Here is a 19,865-nt window from a genome sequence, read left to right as displayed (position 1 = left end):
AATCACTCCCCCCTTGAGGGGGAGTCGCAGAAGCCGAGCCGCAGGCGAAGGCTGATGCGGAGGGGGGCATACGCGGCGCCGCAAAGCAGCGCCGAATGGCGAAGGCTGATGCGGTGGCGGCAAGGCTCGGCTACGGACCGTGCGACAGAGCGGCTCATACCGGTTGCAACCGGAGTGATCCAGACACGGCTAATGCTGATCGCGCCTGGGCGGGATGGGGGTGGCCCTGAGCTCCCGGATCAGCTCGATCAATCCTACAATGGCAGCCTCCAGGAACTGTTGGCCCTTCTCGACGGTCGCCCGGGTGGCATCTCCCTTGACTCCGCTGGCGGTCTGTGAACTCCAGTAGGGCACCAACTGGGCCACCGAGCCCCGGGGGTGGCTCCCGGCCAGCAGGTCGTACTGGAAGCTGGGAGGGAGCGGCGACCGTTCGTCCACGGCCTTGTCCATCTCCACCAGCTCCGGCTTCAGGGCCAGGTAGAGCGAGGTCTCGTATTCCCCGGCGTGGGAGATTCCCCCGAAGTCGGACTCCCGCAGCCTGGCCCCCAGATCCTTCACCTTGCGAAGACCCCAGTGGTTCACGGTGGCGCAGAGAATCTTTCCCTCGTATTCCAGGTTGGACAGGCGGGCGGAGAGATCCAGGGGGGAGGTGTTGCTCCCGTGGCCGTTGACCACCAGGATGCGTTTGAAGCCGTGGTGGGCCAGGCTGCAGCAGACATCCTTCACATAGCGGATGAAGGTGTCCCAGCCGATGGTGAGGGTGCCGTGGAAATCCATGTGGTGGGGGCTGTAGCCGTGGGCCACGGCCGGCACCAGCAGGGATTCGGAGGGAATGCGGGCCACGGCCCGCTCGCAGATCTCCGTGCATAGCCGGACGTCCACATCCACCGGCAGGTGAGGCCCGTGGTCCTCGTAGGTGGCCACCGGCAGCACCGCCACCCGATCCTGTCCGGCGGCTTCTCGAATCTCATACCAGATCATCTCGGCGAAGCGGTACTTTTCCATGGTCCCTCCTGCAGGGGCCGGTGAAGACCCCGCGTGCCGGGCCCCGGTCTGCTGTTCCCATTGAGAGGAAGCCGGTGACACAGGATCAGCAGCGCGGAGTGGTTCCGCCAGATCCCTTTATCGCCAGGCCTCTCGGAAGAAGCGCAAGGCATTGTCGCTCAGGATGCCCCCAGCCACCTCCTTCCCGTAACCGGCCTTGCCGAGCACCGCCGGAAATCCCTGCAGGTCGGCGATGGTGTCCACGTCGGTGGGAGTGACCTCGGCCCCGAAGCCCCCGTCCATGTCGGTCCCGATGGCGATGTTATCCAGCGAGCCGCCGGCCAGGTCGCCGATGCGCTCGATGTGGGGGATCAGCCCTTCCATGCCGTACTTGGAGACATAGGTCGATCGGTCGGGCTTGTTTTCCCACACCACCTCGGGATCGATGAACATCTGGCAGAACACCAGGCCGATGATGCCGCCCCGGCGCACCAGCTCTCGAATCATGTCGTCGGTCAGGTGGCGCTGCCCCCGAACCACGGATCGAGAGACGCAGTGGGAAGCCATTACCGGTCCGTCCCAGATCTCCAGGGACTCCCAGACGGCCTGATCGGCCATGTGGGTGATGTCCAGAACCATTCCTGCCTCTCGCATGGCGCGGTATAGCTCCTTGGCCGGCGGCTTCAGCCCTCCCACCGTATTGGTGCCGTGAATGTAGGTGTTGTGCCCGAAGTGAGCCGGTCCCACCACGCGAAGCCCGGCGTCCCACCAGAACTCCACGTCATCGGGATCGATGATGGGGTCGGCGCTCTCCATGGAGAGCACGTGGTAGATGGGGGTGTCGTCCCTCGGGTCTTTCCAGGCTTCCACGGCTTCGTTCAGGTCCTGAAGGGACTTGACCGGCTTGATCTGGCCCCGTCGAGCCATCACCTGGTAGTAGGCCAGGTGCCCGCGACCCATGCCGATGGCCTGCTCCTGGGTTCTCATGCCATCGCGCATGGCGCCCCGCCGACTGTCAATCCGGGACATGATGGTGCTGAGCATGATGCCCACGCTGCCCCGGCGCATCTCCGGGAAGGTGACGGTGCACAGACCCACGTTGTAGTCGGAAGCCACCTGAGGAGGCTCGCCGGCCTCCTGTTGCCTCACCTGGTGCGCGGTCAGGGTGAGGTTGCGATTCCAGAAAAGCGCATCCCAGGCCAGGTCCAGGTGCAAATCGATGATCAGGGGCTGTGACATGGGCTCTCCAGGGAAGGGTCGGGGTGGAAGTGGGAGCGGCGCCGAAAGGGCCGGGCGAGCAGTCTGTCCGCTACGCCCCGCCGCGGACTGGTTGGGAATTGTCACACAAGGCCGCCGGCGATGCAAATGGGACGCTCCCCGGGAGCGCGGGCGTCCCGCCCGCATCCTTATTCCGCCATCCCCCCTCCCCCGCCAGACCCTGGCCGACCTGGCTCCCCGTTACGCCGGTTCGCCGGAGACACTGTGGTAAGATTCTCCCCTCCAGGCGGCAGCACAGGTTATTCCAGTAATTCAACAACGTCCCCTTGAGACAAGGAAGTCGCGCCATGAAAGCCGGAAATCCACGCCAGGAGTTCAGGTCCCGGTTGGGGCGAACCCTGCGGCGCATCTGCCTCTGCGGCTGGGCCCTTCTGCCGGCCTCCCTGGGCTGGACGGCCGAGGCTCCGGAAGACCAGGTTCACCTGTTCCGATCCCTCCCGGCCGACCGCAACCGCGTCTACCAGGGGCCGCCGGGCAGCGGCGGAGGTCATCCCCTGGTCTGCCGGTTGGGCAACGGCGAGGTTCTGGCCGTATTTCAGGCGTGGGACGCGGATTCCGACTGGCGTATTCTGTCGTCCCGGTCGGGGGACGGTGGGCTTCACTGGAGCGAGCCCCGGGTCCTGGTGGACGGCCCGGACAGCGAGGGGAACCTGGCTCTGGGAGTGCTGCGGGACGGCACCGTGCTGTTGGGCTTTGAGACCTTCCAAATCCTGCGAGGCAAGGATGCCCCCCCGGCACGCTATCTTGCCTACCAGGTCATGCGCTCGAGCGACCACGGCCGAACCTGGAGTTCTCCGGTGAAGATTCCCGACGATCCCGATTCCCTGGCCCTGGCTTCCTATTCCTCCATCCTCCAGCTTCCCGACGGGACGGTTCTGATGCCTCTCTATGCTTACGTTGAGGGCGAGGAGGGTGAGGCCGGCCAGCAATCATCCCCCAGGCACTTCAGCTACCTGTACCGCTCCCGCGACGGCGGTCGAAGCTGGGGAGACCGCAGCCTGATTGCCCCCGGCTTCAACGAGACCAACCTGGTCCGTCTGAAGTCGGGAAAGCTGCTGGCGGCGATGCGGGAAGAACAGAAGCCCCCCGGACGCAGCGCCCTGGCCGAATCGAGTGACGGGGGCCGTCACTGGAGCCGGCCGCGTTACGTCACGGGAGCCAGCCAACACCCGGCCGGCCTCCTGCAGATGCCCGACGGCACCGTTGTTCTGAGCCACGGGGTGCGCCACCCACCCTATGGCGCCCAGGCGCTGCTGAGTCGGGACGAGGGACAAACCTGGGACCGGACCCGAAAGCTCATGCTCGGGTACCACTCCTCGGGCGGCGGCGGTTATCCCTGCACCATCCGCCTGGACTCGGGCCATCTGCTGACCCTCTACTACGGCAACTCCCGCCAGGGTGGACAGAGTTGCCCCTTTGTGGAGGCCGTGCGCTGGAACCTGCCGTGATCTAACCATCTTCTCTGCCAGTCATGCCGTCCCCGGAGAGTCAACCGTGAAAATCACCGATCTGAAAGTGTTCCACATGGCGGGAGGCCACGCCAACTGGATCTTCGTGAAGCTCTACACCGACGTGGGCCTGACCGGCGTGGGCGAGTCCTCCATGGAGCGCCACGACCCCCTGCTGATCCGGGCCTTGGAGTCGTTCAAAGACTTTCTCATCGGCAGGGATCCCCACCGGATCGAGCTGATCTGGAACTCCCTCTACAAGCAGACCTTCTGGTACGGGCAGCTCATCCAACTGGCCGCCCTGAGCGGGGTGGAGCAGGCCCTCTGGGACATCAAGGGCAAAGCTCTGGGGGTTCCCGTCCACCAGCTGCTGGGAGGGCGCCTGAGGGACCGGGTTCGGGCCTACGCCAATGCCTGGGCCTTCCAGGGCGTGGTGACCGAGACCGGGGACGAGGACACCCCCGAATCGGTGGCCCGCCAGGCACAGGCCATGGTGGATCAGGGATTTACGGCCATGAAATGGGACCCTTTCCGCGACGGCGGACAGGTCATCTCCAGGAGCGAGGAGAACTACGCCCTGGAGTCGGTCCAGGCGGTTCGCGAGGCCGTGGGCCCCGACATCGATCTGCTCATCGAATGCCACGGCCGATTCAACATGTGGAGCGCCATTCGGATCGCCCACAAGCTGGAACCGCTGGACCCCTTCTTCTACGAGGAACCCATTCCGCCCGACAACATCGACGCCATGGCCGAGGTGCAGCGGGCCATTCGCATCCCGGTCGCCACCGGCGAGCGCCTCTACACCCGCTGGGACTTCCGGCCGCTGCTGGAAAAGCAGGCCGCCCGTATCATCCAGCCCGACATCTGCCACGCGGGCGGCATCCTGGAACTGAAGAAGATCGCGGCCATGGCCGAGACCTACTACGTCAGCGTCCAGCCCCACAACTCCAACGGTCCCCTGTCCACCGTGGCCAGCCTGCATCTGGACGCCTGCATTCCCAACGTTCAGATCCAGGAATTCTTCTACCCCTACCTGGAGCGCTACAACCAGGTCCTCACCGAGCCCATCCAGTACCGCGACGGGTACCTCACCATCCCCCAGGGCCCGGGCCTGGGCACCGACATCGACGAAGAGGCCATCCGCAGGTATCCTCCCATGAAGATTCCCCAGGAAGCCACCTGGATGGGCTCCTACTGGTAGGGGCTAACGGGGCTGGTATCGGTGATGTTGTGGGTAATCCCAAACGACGCTACGATTGACAAATTCCCTTGTTAGCTATATTCTTAGCTAACTAGTTCCCAGAAGGGTTTGCGATGATCACCGTGAATGTCCATGAAGCAAAAACCAACCTGTCGCGCCTGCTGGCACAAGCCGAGGCAGGTGAGGTGGTCATCATTGCCCGCAACGGCAAGCCGGTGGCGCGTCTGGCGCCTGTCCCAACGCGGGGCAGGCCTCGACCCGACGTCTTCAAAGGGAAATTTGTCCTTCCGGACAGTTTCTTCGACCCGCTGCCCGAGGAAGAGTTGAAAGCGTGGGAAGGCGGTTGAGATTGCAGCTACTGTTCGACACCCACGCACTGATTTGGTGGCTTACCGACAGCAGCCGACTACCTGAGGCGGTGCGTCGCGCCGTTTTCGACCCATCCAACGAGAAACTGATAAGCGCGGCAACGGCGTGGGAAATCACTACCAAACATCGACTCGGCAAATTGCCGGGATCCGATCCGATCGCTGCTGACTTCACCGCAGTTATAGCCCGCCAGGGTTTCGAGGAACTTTCAATCACCGTCGAAGACGCTGCCCGCGCCGGCGCCATGCCGGGTCCCCATCGTGACCCCTACGACAGAATACTCATCGCCCAGGCGCTGGCCCGCAACCTGGTTCTTTTATCCAGTGAGTCTCTTTTCGACCGCTACGGAGTTCGCCGACTGTGGTAGGGCTGGCCTTGTGGTGGTCCTGCTTGTCGATCATCCATGTACACCGAAGGGTATTGCCGATCATTTTCTCGAATAAGTGATCGACGAATTACGTTGCCTGCCAGAGATGTAACCTCCCCGCGAGCCCGTAGTAGCTTGTCATAGCTCCACGCCATAGCTTGTCAAAGCTCGAAACCAGGCTACCCCTCATTGAACACGAATCCCTTCGAGTTCGAAGGCTTCCGGCCTCATACTCTGGCGGTCCTCTCATTCCCCCACCATTGATAATCCCGGCCGTTGCTGCCATAATGGCGGCGTCGTGCATGCGCTTTGGAACGTTGCTCAGGGAGGTTTCTCGATGGCGGATCCGATGATCGATGAGGTGGAGGAAATCGTTGCCAACGCGGGTTACGAGGTGGTCAAGGTGGAAGGCGATACCCTTCAGATCAGGGACCTGGAGAGCGGGATCTCGGTCTCCTGCGTGTTGGAACACGACATTCTCTACAACACGGTCTCCTGCCAGGTGGTGGATTCCGGTTCGGTCACCCCTGCCCTGATGGCACGGATGCTGGATGCCCAGAACGGCATCTCCACCTCCGCCTTCCAGCTTTACGACCTGGAGAACGGCAAGACGGCCATCACCCTGAACAACTTTGCCAAGCTGCAGAGCCTGGGCGAGGACGATCGGGACGATATCCTCTCCTGCATCAGCTTCCTGGTCGGGGATGTCTGCGAGGCCAGGGACCTGCTGGGTTAGTTTCGGAGTGCCTGACCCGCTTTTCTTACCAAAGGAGTCGACAACCATGGGGATCCTGGACAGATTGTTTCGAGTCAGCAAGGGCAAGCTCAACGAAGGCGTTGACAAACTGGAGGATGCCACCTTCGAGTCGACCCTGCGGCAGAGCATTCGGGACATGGAGGACCAGCTTCACCGGGTGATCCGGTCCGCCGCCGATGCCATGAGCAACTGCAATCGCCTGGAAGCCGAGTACGGCAAGCATCTGGAGCAGTCCAAGGACTGGGAAGGCAAGGCCCGGAAGGCCCTGCTGGCGGGCAACGAAGATCTGGCCAGGAAAGCCCTGGCCAAGAAGACCGAATGCGACCAGCAGGCGGCATCTCTCAAGGATGCGGTGGATCAAGGCGTGGCCGCCCGCGACAAGCTCAAGAACCAGGTAGAGCAGCTCCGCCGCAAGATCGACGAGTCCAAGCGCAAGGCCAGCACGCTCATCGCCCGGAAGAACGCCGCCAACGCCCAGAAGAAGATGGCCCAGGTGATGAGCGGTCTGGGAACCGACGACAACGCCTTTGCTTCCATTTCGCGTTTCGAGGAGGCCGTCAACCGGGAAGAGGCCACTGCCAAGGCCTACGAGAACATGTCGGTCGGCGCCGACCCCGATCTGGAAAAAGAGTTTGCCGCCCTGGATGTCTCCACCACCGACAGCGAGCTGGACAGGCTGAAGGCCGAGGTGGAGTCCTCCAAAAGGCCGTAGGCCGGGGGCAGACTGCACCTCGCCATGACCGAAGTCCTCATCCTGATCCTGCTGGGCCTGGCGGGCTATCTCCTCTACAGGGCGCTTCGCAAGAAAAAGCCCAAGGCGGAGGCCTTGCCCCAGAGAGCCGACCTGGCCAACCTCACCATCAAGGATGCAACCCGGGGGGACAACATCATCCTTTCCGGAGCCGGACACTCCTACGAGGACCTCTCCTTTACCGTGGACCGACTGAACCGCTACGAGTCCAACGACGAGCAGTGGTTCGAGTTGAGCGGCTTCAGCGCCGGCAAGAGGGTATTCCTGGAGTGGTCCGAGGACGACGAACTGGAAATCACCCTTCAGAGGCAGGGTGAGCTGCACCTGGAAGCCATCGGCGTCTCCGAGGAAGATCTGGCCCAAATGGACGAGGAGAGGTCACGGTCCCGTTTCATCGAGTATCAGGGCAAGCGATGGAACTACCGGGAAAGCGCCGAGGCCGGTTACTTCAAGGACGACGGGCCGGAGGGCGAGGGATTCTACTACTGGAAGTTCGATTGCGATGAGTTTCAGCTCTTCATCGAGAAGTATGAGGGCGACCCCTTCGAGGTCGGCATCTCGGAAAAAATCAGCCCCAGCCGGGTCAGGATCTTCAGAGCCTAGCCGGTAGTTCTCACCGGCAATGGGCGCCCGGCACGGGCTCTGACCGACAGCCTTCACCACAGGATCCAAACGACGGTGCCGCAACCATCTTCCCTGTCATGCACCGAGCGACCGGTTGAGAATCGCAGGCCGGGGCTCGCCGTACAATACCAGGACACTTCCCACCGAAATCTACGCCTCTGCCTGTTTCGGCAGGCCATCGACACCTCCCGCTTCAAGGTCGTGTCCTCGGCTGGCCTGCGCCACCTCGACCTGGACTTCCGGGTTCACGTGATCGGGGCCAGCCACCTGATCCAGTGCGGGCGCTGGTCGGAACTGCTCTCCTGCGCCGCCGAAAGCGAGATGGCTCCGGTCTTTGCCCTGGGGCCCGACTTCTCCGGCCGGCAACCCTTCCGGTACCTGGACGGGGATCTTCACTTCGAATTCGAAATCGGGCTCATTCCAACAGAAGGGGATTCGGGGCTGGAGCAGCTGGATCGAGCGCAGGCACGGATCAGTCGCTATCCGATCCACCTGGCCTCGGAGTTTGCGGCCGAGGATGCCGGCCATTGCCCGCCGGTGACCTGCCTGGGAGTGAGCCCCCTGGAGCGGGGGCTGGAAGTGAGTTCCCTGCACTACTATCCCCAGGAGTCCACGGCGGTCTTGAGCCGTTCAGTGACGTCGGTTCGGTAGGAGGAGAACCATGGACAGACAATCCCTGCTCTACGCCTCGGCCGGAATCGCAGTGCTGGCTCTCCTGGTGGTGGTTCTCACCTACTCGGGCGGAGGGTTGAACCCGCAGACCCAAGCCGGTCTGGCCACCGCCGAGCAGCTACTGAACACCTCGCGGACCAATTATGGCGAGCTGAGCCGCGAGGCCCGCTCCCTGATCGACTCCATGACCGGGCTGCCTCAGGCCAGGCGGGAGCAGTGGCTGACCCGACTGGACCAATCGGAAAAGGACCTGGAATCTGCCTCCAACGCGCTGGAACAGGCCACGGAACTGGCCGCCCAGGACGACGATGAACTGCGGGTGGAGATCGAACGCCGCATCGACCAGGCCAGGCAGAAGCGGACCCAGGCGTTGCAGACCGCCAGCGAGATCCTGGATGTGGCCAGGACCGTCAGCGAGGTGGACAAGAATCGCGGCCGCTACGTCGGGGAGGTCCGTGCCGGCTATCGCCAAATCGCAGCCTACCGCCCCGCCAGCGTCGCCGGCGCTCGCAGAGCCATGATCGACTGGCCCGAGAAAAAAGCCGACTTGAGCCAGGCCATCCAACAGATAGCTGACGTCAAGGCCCGGTCGGAGTCCCTGTGGAAGGAGCGCTCCCGGGCCATCGGCGCGCCCGACGCCGATGCCTTGCTGATCCTGGAGACCCACCAGAGCTTCCAGGCCGACGGGCTGCAACTGGCGCGCCTGGACAGCCAGCTCGGCCAGCGGGTGGGTCAGCTCTATCTTTCCTGGGACAGAATCCTGGTGGACATGGACATCCGGGAAGGTGAGACCCTGACCCTGCACCACAAGTACAAGACGGTGACGGTTCAAATCCAGGATCCCCAGAAGAAACAGGGCGCCCACTCCGAAAGCGAGGCCTGGGTTCAGGTTACCAAAGCCACTTTCGACGCCCTGGAAGACAAGCTGGGGATGTCGGTGGCCCGCAAGCCGGCGGGAAAATACGAGGAAGAAGCCGAATCCCTGGCCCAGCCCGCCGGTTATTCCTACGTGGCGCCCCCAGGGCAAAGTAACCAGTATGGGCAATGGCGCCGGGACAGTTACGGCGGTTCCTTCTGGGTCTTTTACGGCCAGTACATGTTCATGCGCTCCATGTTCTGGGGACCCGCCTACCAGCCCATCCTGCCCCGAGACTACAACGACTATCGCAGATCCTACACCTCGGGCAGAACCTACTACGGCCGCACCGCCGCCGGCCGGCCTCGCTACGGCACCAATAGCCGGACGACGGCTTCCACCTATCGGTCCTCTCGCTACGTGAGAAGCGGGGGCTATCGAAACTCCTATTACAAGCGGAGCGGCGGCAACCTCAGGGGGTATCGATCGTCTCGATTTCGCACCGCCAGCGCCGGCGGACGGGGCGGCTCCTATGGTAGTCGCGGCCGCCGCTCCTTTTTTGGAGGCAAGTGACCATGGACTGGATCGAACTGGGAGTCAGCCTGTGCTACGTGGTTCTCGGCGCGGTCATTCTGATGATCGCCAAGTTCGTCAACGACCTGCTCACGCCCTACGCCCTCGACGAGGAGCTGACGGTCCGGGACAACCCGGCCATCGGGCTGAGCCTGACCGGTTATTACGCCGGGGTCATGACTATCTTCCTGGGCGCCTCCACCGGAACCGAGGGCGACCTGCTGGATCTCAACCGGCTTCTTCCCGAACTGGGGGTGGTGGCCGCCTACGCCCTGGGCGGAATCGTCCTCCTCAATCTGGGCAGAAAGCTCCTGGACAGGCTGGTGCTGCGCCACTTCAGCATCTACAAGGAACTGGTCCAGGACAGAAACGTGGGGACAGGAGCGGTGCTGTGCGGGGCCTATATCGCCACCGCTCTCATCCTGGCGGGAGCGATCTACGGTGAAATTCCCCCCGAATCCGCCTTTGCCGGAGCCTGGACCGGCCCCATCACCGCCCTGTGCTACTTCGTTGCGGGTCAGGTGACTCTGGTTCTATTCTCCTTCTTCTACCAGTGGATCACCCGCTACGACATTCACGCCGAGATCGAGAAGGACAATCCGGCGGCGGGAATGGCATTCGGCGGCAACATGGTCGCCCTGGGCATCCTGTTGCTCAAGGCAAGCGCCCACAACTTCGAATCCTTCAGCGACAGTCTCACCGAATACGCCAGCCTGGCGGCCGTCGGCTTCGTGGCACTCTTCCTGTTGCGTGAACTGGTCGATCACGCCCTGCTGCCACGGACCCGCATCGCCCACGAAATTGCGGTCGACAGAAATCTGGGAGCCGCCTGGATCGAGGCGGTGGTGGCCATCGGCATGGCGTCCATCCTCTTTTTCATGCTCTAAACCCTTATCTCCCCATGAACCGATTCCGACATGCCCGGAAGGTGCTGGCGGCGTCCATGTTCGTCATGGGGGCTTGCGGGATTGCCTACGAGTACACGCTGGGGGCACTGGGCAACAACCTGATGGGTTCCTCCCATGAGCAGATCTTCGTGGTCATCGGGTTGATGATGTTTGCCATGGGCCTGGGAGCCACCCTGCAGAAGAACATCAACGGCAACCTGGTGGACAAGTTCCTGCTGGTTGAGATCCTGCTGGGGCTGACGGGAGGGATCAGCGCTCTGGTCATCTACCTGGCCTATGTCTATTCCTCCAGCTACATGCTGCTGCTTTGGGGATTCTCCCTGGGGATCGGCATCCTCATCGGTCTCGAAATCCCCCTGCTGATCCGCATCAACCGCGAGTATTCGGCAAGCCTCAAGACCAACCTGTCCGAGATCCTGAGCATGGATTACGTGGGCGCGCTGGTGGGCGCCCTGCTGTTCACCTTCGTCCTCTTCGCCAACCTGTCCGTCAACCAGATCGCCGTGGTCCTGGGATGCGCCAACCTCCTGCTGGCCCTGCTGGGGCTGGCCTACTTCCGCCCCCTGCTGCGCCACTTCAGGAAACTCCTGCTGCTCTCCTGCGCCAGTGTGGCGCTGCTGGGCTGCCTGCTGGCCCTGTCGGAGGACTGGCGGGTATCGCTGGAGCAGCGGACCTACAGCGATCCGATCATCTATAGCCATACCTCCAGGTACCAGCACATCGTCATGACACGCAGGAACGACCGGCTCAGCCTCTTCATCAACGGTCACCTGCAGTTCAATTCCCGGGACGAGCGGATTTACCACGAGATGCTGGTCCACGTTCCCTTTTCGGTGACTTGCTCGCGCGCCAGGGTGCTGATTCTCGGAGGTGGAGACGGCCTGGCGCTCAGGGAGGTGTTGAAATACGATGGGGTGCGGCGGGTGGACCTGGTGGACATCGATCCCTCCGTGACCGACCTGGCAGCCACCCATCCCGACCTGGTTCGACTCAACCGGGGAGCCCTGCTGGACGACCGTGTCACCTTGCGTCCGGCGCTGGGTGTCTCCGAGGGAGAAATACAGACCGTCTCCCGTCCCAGCAAGCTGGCCTCCTCCATGCTTAGCGACACCGTCTATTCCCAGGCCAAGGTCCGGGTGTTCAACCTGGACGCCGACCTGTTCGTTCGCAGCCTGCAGGGACCCTACGATCTGGTGATCATCGACTTTCCCGATCCGAAATCGGTGGGCACGGCCAAGCTCTACTCCCTGGATTTCTATCGCAGGCTGGCCCGACAACTCGGTTCCAGCGGCCTGGTGGCGGTGCAATCCACCTCGCCCTACCACTCCAGGGAGATGTTCCTGTGCATCGGAAAAACGCTGCGGGCCGCCGGCTACCGGGCCCTGCCCTACCGGCAGAACGTCCCCAGCTTCGGGGAGTGGGGATGGCACCTGGCTTGGCTGCACGACCAAACGAGCGAGTCGGACATGAAGGAAGAGCTGGAGGGACTGACATCCATCGAGGTCCCGACCGGATATCTCACCGCGGCCCTGGTCTCCAACGCCACCGCCTTCGGCAAGCGCTGGCTCGACGACGCCCACATCGAAATCAACACCAAGTTTCGCCCCACCATTCTCCAATACCACCGACAGTCCTGGAGAAACTGAGAGCTGTTCCCCGAACCTCCCGGGACCGTGACATTCTCCGGACGAATCCCTATACTTTGCCCTGTTTCTACACGGCTCAAAAGGGGGGGGAGGCCAGCATGCGGACTACATGGAGTTTTCATACTGCCGGAGCCATTCACTTCGGCAGAGGCGCCACCGATCAACTGGGTGAGATTGCTCGGGAACTGGGAGCGAGCCACGCCCTGGTAGTCACCGACACGGCTCTGGTGAAAGCCGGTCTGGCCGACCAGGTGCAGTCCCGGCTGGCTTCCGCTGGTGTGCGGGTGACCCTCTTCGACGGCGGGGAGCCGGAACCTTCCATCGCCGCACTGCTCCGCTGCCACGACTTCGCCTCCCGGCACAAGCCGGACCTGCTGGTGGGATTGGGAGGCGGCAGCAACATGGACCTGGCCAAGACGGTGGGTGTCCTGCTCACCTACGGAGGCCAGCCCCGGGACTACATGGGTGAAGGGAAGGTTCCGGGCCCCATCCTGCCGCTGATCGCTGTGCCCACCACGGCCGGAACCGGCTCCGAAGTCACCCATGCGGGAATCCTGACCGACACCGAGAACAACATCAAGGTGGCCATCGCCAGCAACTATCTCAGGCCCCGGGCGGCGGTGGTGGACCCGCTCATGACCGTGACCTGTCCTCCCAAGGCCACGGCAGACAGCGGGATCGACGCACTCACCCACGCCGTGGAAGCCTTCATGGCCACCGACAGCTCCCAACTTGTAATTCCAGAGGGCGAAATTTCCATCTATCAGGGCCGCAATCCCCTGGGGAACGCCATGGTGGAGCCGGCGGTCAGCCTCATCGCGAGCCATCTTGCCGACGCTGTCAGGGACGGTCGGAACCTGGCGGCCCGGGAGGGCATGCACCTGGCAGCGCTCATCGCTGGAATGGGATTCAGCAACGTGGGCGTGGGCGCGGTCCACGCGCTGGAATACCCCATCGGCGGGGCGGTGCATTGCTCCCACGGCTGTGGCAACGGTCTGCTCCTGCCCTATGTGATGGAGTTCAACAAACCGGCCCGGGTGGAGGCCGTGGCCCGCCTGGCCGAACTCATGGGCCTTTCGGTGGAGGGCCTGTCCCTCGAGGCTGCCGCAGACGCCGCCATTGAGCGGGTGCGGGCCTTGAGGAAGGAAATCGGCATCCCCGACAAGCTCCGGGAAATCGGAGTGCAGGAACACCAGCTCCGCTCGTTCGCCGAGGCAGCATTCGGGATCAAGCGGCTCATGCGCAGCAATCCCCGTCAGGCCACGGTGGACGACCTGGAGGGCATCCTGCAGGCTGCGTTTTAGAGGAAGGAAGGAACTACCGGCCGGTGTTCTGTCTCAGGAATAGGGTTGTCATCTTTCGGAGCACAACGGTGCCTGTTGGCTGAAACGCAACGGGCTTCTCCTAACAACCGTTTCCCGGTGCAACCTCCATCGGAGATGGCAACACTATTTCTGGGACAGGACACCAACTACACCAGTTCGTGGAGCGGCTGCCCCATGACATCATCGATGGAGTTGGCGATGTAGAGGGGACGGCCTCCGGGGTTGACGTACTCCTTGGTCCAATCGATGCCCATGGCCTTGTAGATGGTGGCAAAGAGGTCGCCCATGGTGACCCTGCGTTCGGCCACCTGAGCCCCCTGCTCGTCGCTGGCGCCCACCACTCGCCCGCCCTGAATGCCTCCACCCCCCAGAATCAAAGACCAGCAGTCCGGATAGTGATCCCGCCCGTTGTTGGCGTTCAGATGGGGGGTGCGACCGAACTCGCCCATGGCCAGCACCACGGTGGAATCCAGCAGTCCGCGCTGCTGCAGGTCCTCCAGCAAGACCGAAAGGGTCTGGTCCAGGGTGGGGGCCAGCTTGTCCCGCAGCCTCTGGTCGTTGTCCTTGTGGGTGTCCCAGGCCCCGTGAGCGTATCCTGAGGTGGTCACAAAGCGGCAGCCGGCTTCCACCAGGCGGCGAGCCAGCAGCACGCTTTGACCGACCCGGGTGCGTCCGTAGGCATCCTTGGTCCGGTCCGACTCCTGGGACAGATCGAAGGCCTGCTTGACCCTGGGCGAGAGCAGCATGGTCAGGGCCTGGTTGGTGAAGCGGTCCATTCTGCCGAATTCGGCGTGCTTCTCCTTCTGGCGGAACCCCCGATCCACCACCTGCAGAAACGACCGGCGGTCGGCAATGTCGTCAGCCGTCAGGGTATCGGGCAGGGACAGGTCCGGAATCTGAAACGACTTCTGGCTGGGATCGGGCAGAATGATCGGATCGTATTCCGAACCCAGAAAGGCCGAGGTGTAGGCATCCATGTAGGAGAAAAAGTCGGTCTCCTGGTGCTCCGGGACCATGATGTAGGGTGGAAGATTGTTCCTCGAGCCCAGTTCCTTGGAGATGATCGACCCCAGGCTGGGAAACTTCAAGGCCGGATTGGGGCGGTGGCCGGTCAGCGCGTAGTGGGTGCCCTGAGGATGGTTGTTCTCTTCGGTGTGCATGGAGCGGACAATGGCCAGCTTGTCCATGTGGCCGGCGATTCGGGGAAAGATCTCCGAAATCTGAATGCCGTCGGCCCGGGTGGGAATGGCATTGAACTGGCTGTGGGGCTTGGGGTCCCAGGTGTCGATCTGGGAGGGACCTCCCTCCAGCCACAGCAGAATGCAGGCCTGGGCTTTTTGCTTGGAACGGGCGGCGGCCGGCGTGGCCGCTTCCAGGGCCAGGTACTGCCTCAGGTTCAGTCCCAGCAGGCTGAGAGCACCCACTCTGAGGAATTCCCGGCGTGGCCGGCAACACCCAAGCTGATCGATCGTCAGGTCCATTGGCACATCCATCAGTGATTATAGGTAAACTGGCGGGAGGCCAGCAACCCCCAGGCCAGATTTTCCACACCCTTACCGCGAGATGGAGCCCCCTCGATCAGGGCCTGGAGCCGGGTTTCCTCTTCAGCCGTCGGAAAGCGGGAAAGGGCCGCCAGATAGAGTTCCCGGACGATCTCCCGGTCGGAGACGCCGGCCGACAGGAGTCGACTCACACGTCCTCCCTTGGCTGCAATCTTGGTGGTGTAGGTGGAGCCGACCAGCAGGTGCAGGGCCTGCCTGAGGGTGGAACGGTAGTCGCGCCAGGGCATGCTGTCCCGGCTGACGGGCCGCCCATAAACTTCCAGAAACTGGGAGGGTGTGACTTCCGGAACCAGCTCGATGGCCCGGGTCCCCTTGGGCTCGGTGCCTCCACCCACGTACTCGTGAACGGCAAAGGCCTCCTCGATGCCGGTCACCCTTGAAATGGCGTCCAGCAGGATCTCGGCCTCCAATCGGCGAGGCAGAGCTCTGGAGTGGTTGACCTCATCCTCCCGATTGGTCGAATTGAGGTCTCCTGAAAGTTGATAGGTTCCGGACCGGGCGATGGCGCGCATCAGATGCTTGAGATCGTAGCCGCTGAGTCGGAAATCCTCGGCCAGCGCCCCCAGCAGCTCGGGATGGCTGGCGGGGTTGCCGGGCCTGAAATCGTCCACCGGCTCGACCAGGCCCTTGCCGAAGAAGTTGGCCCATACCCGGTTGACGATGGCCTGGCTGAAGTAGGGGTTCTGCGGCGACGTCATCCAGTCCGCCAGCTGCTCCCTGGGGTTGATGCCCGTGGAAGGGGGCAGTGAGCCGTCCAGGAAACTGGGGGCCACTTCCCGCCGGCGGCGGGGGTGAATCACCTTGGGCCCTTCCGGCTGTTCCTCGTTCCCGGAAGTGTCATCCATGAAGACGGAGAGGTCGCGGATTCGGGTCAACTGTCCGTAAAAGGCGGTAATTCCCCAAAACTGATCCTGGGTCCAGGTCTCGTAAGGATGGTCGTGGCATTGAGCGCAGTCCAGGCGTATCCCCAGGAAGACCCGCACGTCCTCTCCCATCTTCTCGTGGGGACGCATGACTTCCCCGCTGATGGACTTGATGAAATGCCGGGTGGGCCCGCCGTTGCCCTGGCTCGCGACCCGTTCCCTGGCCATCTGGTCGTAGGGTTTGTTGCGGGCCAGGCTTTCCCGGATCCAGCTCTTGTAGACGTAGGCATTGCGATAGACCACCCGGAAGAAGTCCGCAAAGCGGAAGGTCCAGTAATCCACGAATTCGGGCGAGTTCAGCAGCCGCTCGATCAGATGCTCCCGCTTGAGAGGATTCCGGTCGGCCAGGAATTCGCGCACGCGCTCAGGGGGCGGCAGGGTCCCCGTGAGGTCCAGACAGACCCGCCGCAGGAAGGCGGAGTCGCTTGAGAGGCCCGCCGGAACAATGTGCAGGTCTCGCAACCGATCGAAAACGACGTCATCGATGAAGTTGCGTCTGGCCACCTCCGGATAATGGTCCAGCGGTTGTCGAATCACCCCGCAGCGGACTTGAACCAGCTTCCCGGCCGCCCGTACCGTCACTCTGGCCTGTCCCGGCTTGAGTGCCCGCACCACGCCCGACGGGGTGACGTCAATGACAGCCGGATCGCTGCTCTCGTAAAGCACCTCGGGGCTCAGGTCTTCAGCGCGGCCGTCTTCAAAGAAAGCGGTCACCAGCAGTCGCCGCCTAGCCCCGGGCTCCATGATCGCTTCCCGAGGAAAGACCTCCAGGCGTTCGATCCGGGACTCCGCCGGGCCTGCTCCGTAGGGAGCTCCCTGGCGTATCCATTCCAGCAGCCTCCGGTAATCGGCCGAGTCCCGCTCGAAGCGCTGGCCTCCCCCATGGGGCAGTTCCAGCACGGGCTTCAGCAGCAATCGGCTCTGATGCGGCTCTTCCAGGTTGACCCGCGGGTCGAAGGGCTCGGCGGCTTTGGGGGACAACACCTGGTAAACACCGCCCTTGACGGTCCAGCGGTAATCCTCCCGGGGATTGATACCATGCAGGGACAGCTTGAAGCCGCCGCGGCCCTTGACCCCGCCGTGGCATTCACTGCCGTTGCAACCGTTGCGGGTAAAGATCCCGACCACATCCCGAGCGAAGCCGAAGGGTCTGGCCCTTCCGGTCCCTTCGATGCGAACCGCCGCCTCCAGCCTCTGTCCGGCAATCTCGGCCCGCAACGTGACCTCCCCATCCCGGCGAGCCGTCAGCAGCCCCTCGGGCTCGACTTGAGCCAATCGGTCATCCGACAGGCTGAATCGGGCTTCCGGCGTAAGGTCGATTTCGAGCCCCCGGGCATCAGTGGCCACCACCAGGAAGGTTTGGGACGCCCCTTCCCCCAATAACCGTACCGGAGAGGGGACCAGTCGAAAGCCCCGCAGGCCGTTGCGGGCCACCAATCGCTCGGAGCCTGCCGAGCCGTTGGGGCTCGCTGCCGGTTCCGCAGGCGGGGTTTGGCGATCCCCTTCCGCATCCAGGTGTCCGGGCGCCAGGATCGGCAGGAGGCTCAGCACCAAGACCCGGACAGGTCTCTTCCAATCGGACATCCTCATGAAACACCTCCGGACCGGGGCGATTCCACCCGCGGACCGCCTGTCGCTCACGAGCCGGACGACTGCTCCGGCGAACCGATCACCATGAGCGGAATCTCTCCCACCGGCAGCCGGGCTCCCAACCGGTTGTCGACAGCCGGCCGCGCCCACACCCTGACCCGGGCCGGCATGTCCGTCAGCGGCGCCTGCTCATCGGCCCGCAACAGGATGACGGCCTTTTCGCTGAACCCCAGAAAGCTCTTGCGGCTTTCGCTGGTGGGCCCGATGGGGCTGGGGGGCTCCACTTCCGTGCCGGTCAAGGGCTCCACCCCCGGCGGCAGACCTTCCAGGCTCAGGGCCACCTGGCCCGAATAACCCTCCTCCAGGCCGGTGGTCACTTTCAGAGTTCTGACCTGGCCCCGCGTGAGATTGATACGATCCCCTTCGAGCTCAAGGTCCCCCACGTGGGGAATGCCGGGGCGAACCAGCACCCGGTAAGCGTGGTCCGATTGGCCCTGCTGGGAGGTCAGGTCGCCAACCTGCAGGATGTAGTCCCCGGCGACGCCGAATTCGGCCACCATCTTGGCCTCCAGAGACTCGAAAAAGGCAAGAGACCCGATGGCGCAGGTTCCGCGGTCAGGAAGATGGAGCTTGAGCAGCTCCACCAGAAAAATGGGGTCCTGACGGGTCAGCGCAATCTTGCGGTGCTTGTTGTCGAACAACGGGTGGCCGGCGGAATCCAACACCTTGAGGCTGGGACTGAAGGCCGGAGGAGAGACCCGCGGGGTTTCCACCTCAAAGACCAGCGTCTGCCCGGCCGCAAGTCGGAATCGGAAGAAATCCACGTCTCCCGGAGCTTCGATACTCCCGCTGATCAGAGCGGGTAGAGAAACAGTCGGGGCTTGCTCGCGGCTTCCGTTGGGCTCTTTTTCTTCAAAGACCACCGGGGCAGCATTGGCGCCACTCGAAGACGGATCGGGCGAGCCGGGTGTGTCGGTGGTCCCCCTCAATTGCTTTTCGGTTTCCGGGCCTGCCTTGGACCGATGCCCATTGCCGGCGGGCTTGACCGTGCGCGCCCAGAGCTGGCGCAGCCGGAGCGGTGTCAACTCCCTGACGTATTGGCGCTCGCTCCACTTGGCCGGTTTTTCGGGACCGGGCCATTCCCCGTATGCCGATCCGTCGCCAGCCGGCACGATGCGAAGCTGGTAGACGAATTCGGGGTCGGCTTTGCCATAAACTGATCCAACCCCTATCCGATAGCGCCCACCACGGTCGAAGCGATGGCGCCAGTGCCTGGCCCGCGAGGGCCTGTAACTTCCCTTGTGGCTGAACTCCAGCTCTACCGGTCTGTCCCCGCGCAGCCAGCTTCCCTCGTCCCTGTGGAGCTTGAGAATCTGCCGGAAGGTTTCGGCCGGGCTGAATAGCTGGAAAGCAAGGTCTTCCCCGGCCGTCACTTCCAGCGCGTAACTGTCCACTTCCCCGGCGCGGGAGAGCCTGCCGTTGAGGATGACCGGGGGACGGACGGTCCGGGTGCTGGAGTCAACCCCGCCGGTATCCTCGGACTCCTCCAGGACCGGATCGGAGCTGACCAGAAAGCTCAACGGATTGGAAATCCCCCGTCGGGAAACCAGGTAGAGGGAGTGGACCCCGCTCGGGACCCCGGGACCGATCTCCAGCTCGAGGTTGACCCGTTGATTCGGCGCCTTGTCCTTGTCCCCATAACCGCTCTCCCCGGTCCCCTTCTCCTGTTCCGAAACCGGACGGACTTCCAGGATGGCGCCTTTGAGGCCCGGCTCAGGAGACCATACCGCATGCACCTCCTGCAGCAGCCGGCCTTCCACCTTGGCCTTCAGGCGGGTGTCGGGCCGTCCTCCCAGCGGGTAGATCCAGTGGACCTCCGGCTCGGTGGGTTCTGGAGCCGGCATTTCCTGGGCCGCGGCATGGGACAGCAACGTCAAGGCCAGCAGCGCCAGCCCGAAGCGGTTCGCCTGGGTGGCGGCCCCGCTCCTGTTCCTCGGGCTCAAGGTTTGCCGGTTCACGATTCTCGCACCC

At 63.3% G+C, this 19,865-nt stretch carries 17 protein-coding genes; 12 read left to right on the top strand and 5 right to left on the bottom strand.

Annotated features, from left to right (window positions below):
* Positions 1-189 precede the first annotated feature (189 nt).
* Positions 190-1,005, bottom strand: a complete 816-nt coding sequence (locus OXI69_09135) for a creatininase family protein (protein ID MDE2666303.1) — start codon at positions 1,003-1,005, stop codon at positions 190-192.
* A 117-nt stretch (positions 1,006-1,122) separates the two neighbouring features.
* The gene (locus OXI69_09130) at positions 1,123-2,223 is read right to left on the bottom strand and encodes a membrane dipeptidase (protein MDE2666302.1); all 1,101 of its coding nucleotides are present in this window, start codon (positions 2,221-2,223) and stop codon (positions 1,123-1,125) included.
* A 326-nt stretch (positions 2,224-2,549) separates the two neighbouring features.
* On the opposite strand from OXI69_09130, the gene OXI69_09125 reads away from it, so the two are divergent.
* The 12 genes from OXI69_09125 to OXI69_09070 all read left to right on the top strand — a co-directional run bounded on the left by OXI69_09125 (position 2,550) and on the right by OXI69_09070 (position 13,738).
* Positions 2,550-3,710 carry a sialidase family protein gene (locus tag OXI69_09125; GenBank protein ID MDE2666301.1) on the top strand — a complete coding sequence of 387 codons (1,161 nt, stop codon included), beginning with the start codon at positions 2,550-2,552 and terminating at the stop codon, positions 3,708-3,710.
* Between the two features lie 46 nt (positions 3,711-3,756).
* The gene (dgoD, locus tag OXI69_09120; protein MDE2666300.1) at positions 3,757-4,911 is read left to right on the top strand and encodes a galactonate dehydratase; all 1,155 of its coding nucleotides are present in this window, start codon (positions 3,757-3,759) and stop codon (positions 4,909-4,911) included.
* A 113-nt stretch (positions 4,912-5,024) separates the two neighbouring features.
* On the top strand, positions 5,025-5,258 hold the full coding sequence (locus tag OXI69_09115) for a type II toxin-antitoxin system prevent-host-death family antitoxin (GenBank protein ID MDE2666299.1): 234 nt from the start codon (positions 5,025-5,027) through the stop codon (positions 5,256-5,258).
* A gap of 2 nt (positions 5,259-5,260) precedes the next feature.
* The gene (locus OXI69_09110) at positions 5,261-5,647 is read left to right on the top strand and encodes a type II toxin-antitoxin system VapC family toxin (protein MDE2666298.1); all 387 of its coding nucleotides are present in this window, start codon (positions 5,261-5,263) and stop codon (positions 5,645-5,647) included.
* Positions 5,648-5,984: 337 nt separating this feature from the next.
* A complete protein-coding gene (locus tag OXI69_09105) occupies positions 5,985-6,383 on the top strand; it encodes a hypothetical protein (protein ID MDE2666297.1) in 399 nt (132 codons plus the stop codon).
* 46 nt (positions 6,384-6,429) lie between these two features.
* Positions 6,430-7,116 (top strand): PspA/IM30 family protein, encoded by a 687-nt coding sequence (locus OXI69_09100; protein MDE2666296.1) that lies wholly within the window; start codon positions 6,430-6,432, stop codon positions 7,114-7,116.
* Between the two features lie 24 nt (positions 7,117-7,140).
* The gene (locus OXI69_09095; GenBank protein MDE2666295.1) at positions 7,141-7,758 is read left to right on the top strand and encodes a DUF4178 domain-containing protein; all 618 of its coding nucleotides are present in this window, start codon (positions 7,141-7,143) and stop codon (positions 7,756-7,758) included.
* Positions 7,759-7,833: 75 nt separating this feature from the next.
* The gene (locus tag OXI69_09090) at positions 7,834-8,430 is read left to right on the top strand and encodes a DUF2617 family protein (protein ID MDE2666294.1); all 597 of its coding nucleotides are present in this window, start codon (positions 7,834-7,836) and stop codon (positions 8,428-8,430) included.
* A gap of 10 nt (positions 8,431-8,440) precedes the next feature.
* Complete coding sequence (locus OXI69_09085; protein ID MDE2666293.1) at positions 8,441-9,880, top strand: hypothetical protein; 1,440 nt, start codon at positions 8,441-8,443, stop codon at positions 9,878-9,880.
* 2 nt (positions 9,881-9,882) lie between these two features.
* Positions 9,883-10,767 carry a DUF350 domain-containing protein gene (locus tag OXI69_09080; protein MDE2666292.1) on the top strand — a complete coding sequence of 295 codons (885 nt, stop codon included), beginning with the start codon at positions 9,883-9,885 and terminating at the stop codon, positions 10,765-10,767.
* Positions 10,768-10,781: 14 nt separating this feature from the next.
* Positions 10,782-12,434: a polyamine aminopropyltransferase gene (locus OXI69_09075; GenBank protein ID MDE2666291.1), complete on the top strand. Its 1,653-nt coding sequence runs from the start codon at positions 10,782-10,784 to the stop codon at positions 12,432-12,434.
* A 98-nt stretch (positions 12,435-12,532) separates the two neighbouring features.
* Complete coding sequence (locus OXI69_09070; GenBank protein ID MDE2666290.1) at positions 12,533-13,738, top strand: iron-containing alcohol dehydrogenase; 1,206 nt, start codon at positions 12,533-12,535, stop codon at positions 13,736-13,738.
* Between the two features lie 167 nt (positions 13,739-13,905).
* On the opposite strand, the gene OXI69_09065 is transcribed toward OXI69_09070, so the two are convergent.
* Genes OXI69_09065 through OXI69_09055 form a run of 3 tightly spaced genes read right to left on the bottom strand, consistent with a single transcriptional unit; the run spans position 13,906 to position 19,852 of the window.
* Complete coding sequence (locus OXI69_09065) at positions 13,906-15,240, bottom strand: DUF1501 domain-containing protein (GenBank protein MDE2666289.1); 1,335 nt, start codon at positions 15,238-15,240, stop codon at positions 13,906-13,908.
* Positions 15,241-15,251: 11 nt separating this feature from the next.
* Entirely contained in the window at positions 15,252-17,834 is a 2,583-nt protein-coding gene (locus tag OXI69_09060; GenBank protein ID MDE2666288.1) for a DUF1553 domain-containing protein, read from the bottom strand.
* Positions 17,835-17,881: 47 nt separating this feature from the next.
* Positions 17,882-19,852 (bottom strand): hypothetical protein, encoded by a 1,971-nt coding sequence (locus OXI69_09055; protein MDE2666287.1) that lies wholly within the window; start codon positions 19,850-19,852, stop codon positions 17,882-17,884.
* Positions 19,853-19,865: the final 13 nt, after the last annotated feature.

This window comes from Acidobacteriota bacterium (assembly GCA_028875575.1).
Lineage (GTDB): Bacteria > Acidobacteriota > Terriglobia > Versatilivoradales > Versatilivoraceae > Versatilivorator.
Note: the sequence above shows the minus strand (reverse complement) of the source record. Positions and strands in the feature narration are given on the sequence as shown.

Coding starts and splice junctions, on each gene's coding strand:
- OXI69_09100 (MDE2666296.1), top strand. CDS start 6,430: ATGGGGATCCTGGACAGATTGTTTCGAGTCAGCAAGGGCAAGCTCAAC.
- OXI69_09125 (MDE2666301.1), top strand. CDS start 2,550: ATGAAAGCCGGAAATCCACGCCAGGAGTTCAGGTCCCGGTTGGGGCGA.
- OXI69_09065 (MDE2666289.1), bottom strand. CDS start 15,240: ATGGACCTGACGATCGATCAGCTTGGGTGTTGCCGGCCACGCCGGGAA.
- OXI69_09080 (MDE2666292.1), top strand. CDS start 9,883: ATGGACTGGATCGAACTGGGAGTCAGCCTGTGCTACGTGGTTCTCGGC.
- OXI69_09085 (MDE2666293.1), top strand. CDS start 8,441: ATGGACAGACAATCCCTGCTCTACGCCTCGGCCGGAATCGCAGTGCTG.
- OXI69_09070 (MDE2666290.1), top strand. CDS start 12,533: ATGCGGACTACATGGAGTTTTCATACTGCCGGAGCCATTCACTTCGGC.
- OXI69_09115 (MDE2666299.1), top strand. CDS start 5,025: ATGATCACCGTGAATGTCCATGAAGCAAAAACCAACCTGTCGCGCCTG.
- OXI69_09060 (MDE2666288.1), bottom strand. CDS start 17,834: ATGAGGATGTCCGATTGGAAGAGACCTGTCCGGGTCTTGGTGCTGAGC.
- OXI69_09105 (MDE2666297.1), top strand. CDS start 5,985: ATGGCGGATCCGATGATCGATGAGGTGGAGGAAATCGTTGCCAACGCG.
- OXI69_09095 (MDE2666295.1), top strand. CDS start 7,141: ATGACCGAAGTCCTCATCCTGATCCTGCTGGGCCTGGCGGGCTATCTC.
- OXI69_09075 (MDE2666291.1), top strand. CDS start 10,782: ATGAACCGATTCCGACATGCCCGGAAGGTGCTGGCGGCGTCCATGTTC.
- OXI69_09135 (MDE2666303.1), bottom strand. CDS start 1,005: ATGGAAAAGTACCGCTTCGCCGAGATGATCTGGTATGAGATTCGAGAA.
- OXI69_09130 (MDE2666302.1), bottom strand. CDS start 2,223: ATGTCACAGCCCCTGATCATCGATTTGCACCTGGACCTGGCCTGGGAT.